Here is a 6483-nt window from a genome sequence, read left to right on the forward strand (position 1 = left end):
CGCCGTACTGGTTTAAATTTAATCCACTATATCGGTTGAAACTCTGATTTTAAGGCGGTAGGATGTGGGTTTGCCCATAGAAAGGGAATCCTTTCTGTATCAAGCCCTGAAAGGGATAATTCATACAAATTCACGCCTTTCCCCTTCATTGGGAAATGGATGGAATCGTGCCAGATGTGTGCGGCACTGTATGCCGGATATGGTTTTATCATCAGCCCTTTTCGGTTGAAACCCCGTCAGTTGCAGCGATTGAGCCTAATCGGTGGCGGAAGTTGCCGCTTTGCATTCGGGGTGGCGTGCAGTGCGGTACTTTGATATGCCGTTTGTGTGTTGAAACAGGGTGGTCGGTGCATACGGGTACGGTATGGCCAAAGCTAAAAGTGAAATACGCTGAAACACTGAATGAGCCGCTTTATTGTTTGTACGGCCTTTGCTGCCTTGCTATGATTTAAATTGGATTCGCCCGCCGGATATTTTGGGATATGAAAGAATTTGACTTCATCAAACGGTATTTGCAAACAGGCACGGATAATGATGTCGTATTGGGCATAGGCGACGATGCGGCGATTGTCCGCCCGCGTGAAGGCTTCGATTTGTGTTTCAGTGCGGATATGCTTTTGAAGGACAGGCATTTTTTTGCAAATGTCAAACCTGAAGACTTGGCTTGGAAGGTTTTGGCCGTCAATGTTTCGGATATGGCGGCGATGGGTGCGATACCGCGTTGGGTGTTGCTGAGCGCGGCGTTGCCCGAATTGGATGAGGTATGGCTGAAACGGTTTTGCGGCAGCTTTTTCGGTTTGGCAAAAAAGTTTGGCGTAACGTTAATCGGCGGCGATACGACCAAGGGCGATATGGCGTTCAATGTAACCATTATCGGCGAATTGCCGAAGGGTAGGGCGTTGCGGCGTGATGCGGCGGTTGCGGGCGACGATATTTGGGTGTCGGGGCGTGTCGGTATGGCGGCGGCGGCTTTGAACTGCCGTCTGAAACGGTGTGTGTTGCCGGATGATGTGTTTGCTGAATGCGAACAAAAGCTGCTCCGCCCCGAGCCAAGGGTTGGGCTGGGGCTTGCGCTGTTGCCGTTTGCCCGGGCGGCGCAGGATGTTTCAGACGGCCTCGCGCAAGATTTGGGGCATATCCTGACCGCTTCCGGCGTGGGGGCGGAAATTTGGGCCGATTCGCTGCCGTCTTTATCCGTATTGAAAGATATTTTGCCCCGAGCGCAATGGCTGTCTTATACTTTGGCGGGCGGCGACGATTACGAGCTGGTGTTTACCGCGCCGGAAAGTTGCCGCAGCCGCGTGCTTGATGCGGCAGAACGGTGCGGCGTGCCGGTAACGCGCATCGGCAAAATCAACGGAGGATGCCGTCTGAAGGTTTTAGATGCCGACGGCAGGGAATTGGAACTACATTCTTTAGGATTCGATCATTTTGGCTGATTTTAAACCTGACTTTGCGTGGCTGTTGAAACGACCGTTGTGTTTTTTGGCTTTTGGTTTCGGCAGCGGGCTGGCTCCGTTCGCGCCGGGTACATTTGGCACTTTGGCGGCACTGCCTTTGGCATTTGTGCTGATTTTGCTCGGCATAGACGGGCTGCTGCTGGCTTTTTTGTGTATCGTGCTGTTTATGTGGGGCATACGCATTTGCGCTTATGCGGAACGTGAAACGGGTGTCAGCGACCATGGTGGGATTGTTTGGGACGAGATTGTCGCCATGCTGTTTGTGCTGGCGTTTGTGCCGTTCAGGTGGACGTGGTGGCTGGCGGCATTTGTCCTATTCCGTCTGTTTGACGCGCTCAAACCGTCTCCCGTCGGTTGGTTTGACAAGAATCTGCACGGCGGTTTGGGCATTATGGCGGACGATATGGCGGCTGCGGTGATGACTTTGATTGTCTTGAGGATTGCAATGCTGTTTTAAACGGTGCTGCCTTGTAAAAATGCCGTCTGAAAGCCTTTCAGACGGCATTGTTTCGGAGGTTAACGCGTTACCGGTTTGTATTTGATGCGTTTCGGTTTCGTGCCTTCTTCGCCGAGTCGGCGTTTCTTGTCGGCTTCGTATTCCTGATAGTTGCCGTCAAAGAACACCCATTTGGAGTCGCCTTCGCAAGCCAAGATATGCGTAGCAATACGGTCGAGGAACCAGCGGTCGTGCGAAATCACCATCACGCTGCCGGCAAATTCCAGCAATGCATCTTCCAGCGCGCGCAGGGTTTCCACGTCGAGGTCATTAGACGGTTCATCCAGCAGCAATACATTGCCGCCGCTCAACAAGGTTTTCGCCAAGTGCAAACGTCCGCGTTCGCCGCCTGACAATTGACCTGCGATTTTGCTTTGGTCGCTGCCTTTAAAGTTGAAACGACCCAAATATTGGCGGGCGGGAATTTCAAACTGACCAACCTGCAAAATGTCGCGGCCTTCGGCGATGTTGTCGAACACGGTTTTGTCGTTTTGCAAACCTTCGCGGCTTTGGTCAATCAAGCTCATTTTCACGGTTTGGCCGATTTTCACTTCGCCGGAATCAGGCTGCTCTTTGCCCGAAATCATTTTGAACAGCGTCGATTTACCCGCGCCGTTCGGGCCGATGATGCCGACAATCGCGCCAGCAGGTACTTTGAAGCTCAAATCATCAATCAGCACTTTATCGCCAAACGATTTGGAAACATTCACAAATTCAATCACTTCGTTACCCAAACGCTCGGCAACGGGAATAAAGATTTCCTGCGTTTCATTGCGTTTTTGGTATTCGTAGTTGCTCATTTCCTCAAAACGCGCCAAACGCGCTTTGGACTTGGCTTGGCGGCCTTTGGTATTTTGGCGCACCCATTCCAATTCCTGCTTCATCGCTTTCACGCGCGCAGCTTCGGATTTCGCCTCGTTTTCCAAGCGTTTTTCTTTCTGCTCCAGCCAAGACGAGTAATTGCCTTTCCACGGAATACCGTGCCCGCGGTCAAGTTCCAAAATCCATTCGGCGGCGTTGTCGAGGAAGTAGCGGTCGTGTGTTACCGCAACGACTGTACCGGGGAAGCGCACGAGAAATTGCTCCAGCCACTCGACAGATTCCGCGTCCAAGTGGTTGGTCGGCTCGTCCAGCAAAAGCATATCGGGTTTGCTCAACAAGAGTTTGCACAAGGCAACGCGGCGTTTTTCACCGCCGGACAAATTATCGATTTTGGCATCCCATTCCGGCAGGCGCAGCGCGTCGGCGGCGATTTCCAATTCGTGTTCCGCACCGCCGCCCGTGGACGAACCCGCCGCAATAATCGCTTCCAAGCGGCCCTGCTCTTCTGCCAACGCGTCAAAATCCGCATCAGGATTGGCGTACTCGGCATACACTTCTTCCAAACGTTTCTGCGCGGCAGCCACTTCGCCCAAACCGCTTTCCACTTCCTCGCGCACGGTTTTTTCAGGATCAAGCTCAGGCTCTTGCGGCAGGTAGCCGATTTTAATGCCGCCCATCGGCACGGCTTCGCCCTCAAATTCCTTATCCACACCCGCCATAATCCGCAGCACGGTGGACTTGCCCGCGCCGTTCAAACCGAGCAGGCCGATTTTCGCGCCGGGGAAGAAAGAAAGGGAAATATCTTTAATGATGGTTTTCTGCGGCGGCACAACCTTGCTCACGCGCAGCATAGAATAGACGTATTGTTGGGACATGGTTTTCTCGTTTTCATCAAACAAATTTCAGACGGCCATTTTAACCGATAATTTGATTTAAGCCAGTTTATCCGCGAACCGGTATTGCCAAAATCGGGCAGGATTCATAAAATCCGCTTATCCCTTTGAAATTATATAGACAAAAAAATAATAATGATAGGGGATCGCCGCCCCGGCAACCATTTCGGATTTTCCAAAGCAAATATAGTGGATTAACAAAAATCAGGACAAGGCGAACGAAGCCGCAGACAGTACAGATAGTACGGAACCGATTCACTTGGTGCTTAGCACCTTTAGAGAATCGTTCTCTTCGAGCTAGGGCGAGGCAACGCCGTACTGGTTTAAATTTAATCTACTATACTTTTCAAATCAAAAAAGGATTTACCTTATGTCGGAATATACGCCTCAAACAGCAAAACAAGGTTTGCCCGCGCTGGCAAAAAGCACGATTTGGATGCTCAGTTTCGGCTTTCTCGGCGTTCAGACGGCCTTTACCCTGCAAAGCTCGCAAATGAGCCGCATTTTTCAAACGCTAGGCGCAGACCCGCACAATTTGGGCTGGTTTTTCATCCTGCCGCCGCTGGCGGGGATGCTGGTGCAGCCGATTGTCGGCCATTACTCCGACCGCACTTGGAAGCCGCGTTTGGGCGGCCGCCGTCTGCCGTATCTGCTTTATGGCACGCTGATTGCGGTTATTGTGATGATTTTGATGCCGAACTCGGGCAGCTTCGGTTTCGGCTATGCGTCGCTGGCGGCTTTGTCGTTCGGCGCGCTGATGATTGCGCTGTTGGACGTGTCGTCAAATATGGCGATGCAGCCGTTTAAGATGATGGTCGGCGACATGGTCAACGAGGAGCAGAAAGGCTACGCCTACGGGATTCAAAGTTTCTTAGCAAATACGGGCGCGGTCGTGGCGGCGATTCTGCCGTTTGTGTTTGCGTATATCGGTTTGGCGAACACCGCCGAGAAAGGCGTTGTGCCGCAGACCGTGGTCGTGGCGTTTTATGTGGGTGCGGCGTTGCTGGTGATTACCAGCGCGTTCACGATTTTCAAAGTGAAGGAATACGATCCGGAAACCTACGCCCGTTACCACGGCATCGATGTCGCCGCGAATCAGGAAAAAGCCAACTGGATCGAACTCTTGAAAACCGCGCCTAAGGCGTTTTGGACGGTTACTTTGGTGCAATTCTTCTGCTGGTTCGCCTTCCAATATATGTGGACTTACTCGGCAGGCGCGATTGCGGAAAACGTCTGGCACACCACCGATGCGTCTTCCGTAGGTTACCAAGAAGCGGGCAACTGGTACGGCGTTTTGGCGGCGGTGCAGTCGGTTGCGGCGGTGATTTGTTCGTTTGTATTGGCGAAAGTGCCGAATAAATACCATAAGGCGGGTTATTTCGGCTGTTTGGCTTTGGGCGCGCTCGGCTTTTTCTCCGTTTTCTTCATCGGCAACCAATACGCGCTGGTGTTGTCTTATACCTTAATCGGCATCGCTTGGGCGGGCATTATCACTTATCCGCTGACGATTGTGACCAACGCCTTGTCGGGCAAGCATATGGGCACTTACTTGGGCCTGTTTAACGGCTCTATCTGTATGCCTCAAATCGTCGCTTCGCTGTTGAGTTTCGTGCTTTTCCCTATGCTGGGCGGCTTGCAGGCCACTATGTTCTTGGTAGGGGGCGTCGTCCTGCTGCTGGGCGCGTTTTCCGTGTTCCTGATTAAAGAAACACACGGCGGGGTTTGAGCGATGAGCGATACCCCCGCTACCCCCGCTACCCGCGATTTCGGCCTGATCGACGGGCGTGCCGTAACCAGCTATGTGCTGTCCAATCGGCGTGGTACGCGTGTCTGCGTGCTGGACTTGGGCGGGATTGTGCAGGAATTTTCCGTTTTGGCAGACGGCGTGCGCGAAAACCTCGTGGTGTCGTTCGACGATGCGGCTTCCTATGCGGACAATCCGTTTCAGATTAACAAGCAGATAGGGCGCGTGGCCGGACGCATCCGCGGTGCGGCGTTCGACATCAACGGCAGGACTTACCGCGTGGAGGCCAACGAAGGCAGGAACGCGCTGCACGGCGGTTCGCACGGGCTGGCCGTTACCCGTTTCAACGCGGTGGCGGCAGACGGCCGTTCGGTGGTGCTGCGCAGCCGCCTGCAACAGTCGGCCGACGGTTATCCCAACGATTTGGATTTGGATATTTCCTACCGCTTGGACGAGGACGACCGGCTTACCGTTAGCTATCGCGCCACCGCGCTCGGCGACACGGTGTTCGACCCGACGCTGCACATTTACTGGCGGCTGGACGCGGGCCTGCACGATGCGGTTCTGCATATTCCGCAGGGCGGACATATTCCGGCCGATGCCGAAAAACTGCCCGTCTCAACGGTTTCAGACGGCCTCGAAGTATTTGATTTCAGCCGGCCCAAGCCGCTGGATGCCGCCGTTGCCGCCCTGCGCCGCGAAACGGGCCGGGCCGGTTTTGACGACGCTTACCGCGTGCCGTCCGATATAGGCCGTCCCGCCGCTGTGTTGCAAGCCGGACGCCGCCGTCGTATCAGCATATACAGCGACCGCAACGGCTTGGTCATCTTTACCGCCGCCCCGCAGGATTTCGCGCGGCACGATGCGGGCGTTTACGACGCGCTGGCGACCGAGGCGCAGACGCTGCCCGACAGCCTGCATTGGCCCGAGTTCGGCAATATTCGTCTGAACAAGGGTGATACCAGGGAGGCGACGATTGCTTACGGCATCGAATCCCTTTCTTAGGAGCTTCCTAACACCGGTTGCAGACGACCTTTTTATAGTGGATTAACAAAAACCAGTACGGCG

General features: G+C 53.9%; 5 protein-coding genes. 4 read left to right on the top strand and 1 reads right to left on the bottom strand.

What is annotated here, in order from left to right; genetic code table 11:
• The first annotated feature begins 482 nt into the window (after nucleotides 1-482).
• Both thiL and HMPREF2959_RS03920 read left to right on the top strand, forming a co-directional pair.
• The gene (gene thiL / locus HMPREF2959_RS03915; protein WP_002222003.1) at nucleotides 483-1439 is read left to right on the top strand and encodes a thiamine-phosphate kinase; all 957 of its coding nucleotides are present in this window, start codon (nucleotides 483-485) and stop codon (nucleotides 1437-1439) included.
• Nucleotides 1432-1917: a phosphatidylglycerophosphatase A family protein gene (locus HMPREF2959_RS03920; RefSeq protein ID WP_002212457.1), complete on the top strand. Its 486-nt coding sequence runs from the start codon at nucleotides 1432-1434 to the stop codon at nucleotides 1915-1917. The genes thiL and HMPREF2959_RS03920 overlap by 8 nt, the downstream gene beginning before the upstream one ends.
• Before the next feature lie 59 nt (nucleotides 1918-1976).
• Here HMPREF2959_RS03920 and ettA read toward each other — a convergent pair whose 3' ends face one another.
• Nucleotides 1977-3653 (bottom strand): energy-dependent translational throttle protein EttA, encoded by a 1677-nt coding sequence (gene ettA / locus HMPREF2959_RS03925; RefSeq protein ID WP_021439270.1) that lies wholly within the window; start codon nucleotides 3651-3653, stop codon nucleotides 1977-1979.
• A 388-nt stretch (nucleotides 3654-4041) separates the two neighbouring features.
• Between ettA and HMPREF2959_RS03930 the strand changes: the two genes are divergently transcribed.
• Nucleotides 4042-5397 (top strand): SLC45 family MFS transporter, encoded by a 1356-nt coding sequence (locus HMPREF2959_RS03930; protein WP_002212459.1) that lies wholly within the window; start codon nucleotides 4042-4044, stop codon nucleotides 5395-5397.
• A 3-nt stretch (nucleotides 5398-5400) separates the two neighbouring features.
• On the top strand, nucleotides 5401-6420 hold the full coding sequence (locus HMPREF2959_RS03935; protein WP_070696407.1) for an aldose epimerase family protein: 1020 nt from the start codon (nucleotides 5401-5403) through the stop codon (nucleotides 6418-6420).
• Nucleotides 6421-6483 lie beyond the last annotated feature (63 nt).

It is taken from the genome of Neisseria sp. HMSC070F02 (assembly GCF_001814225.1).
Lineage (GTDB): Bacteria > Pseudomonadota > Gammaproteobacteria > Burkholderiales > Neisseriaceae > Neisseria > Neisseria meningitidis.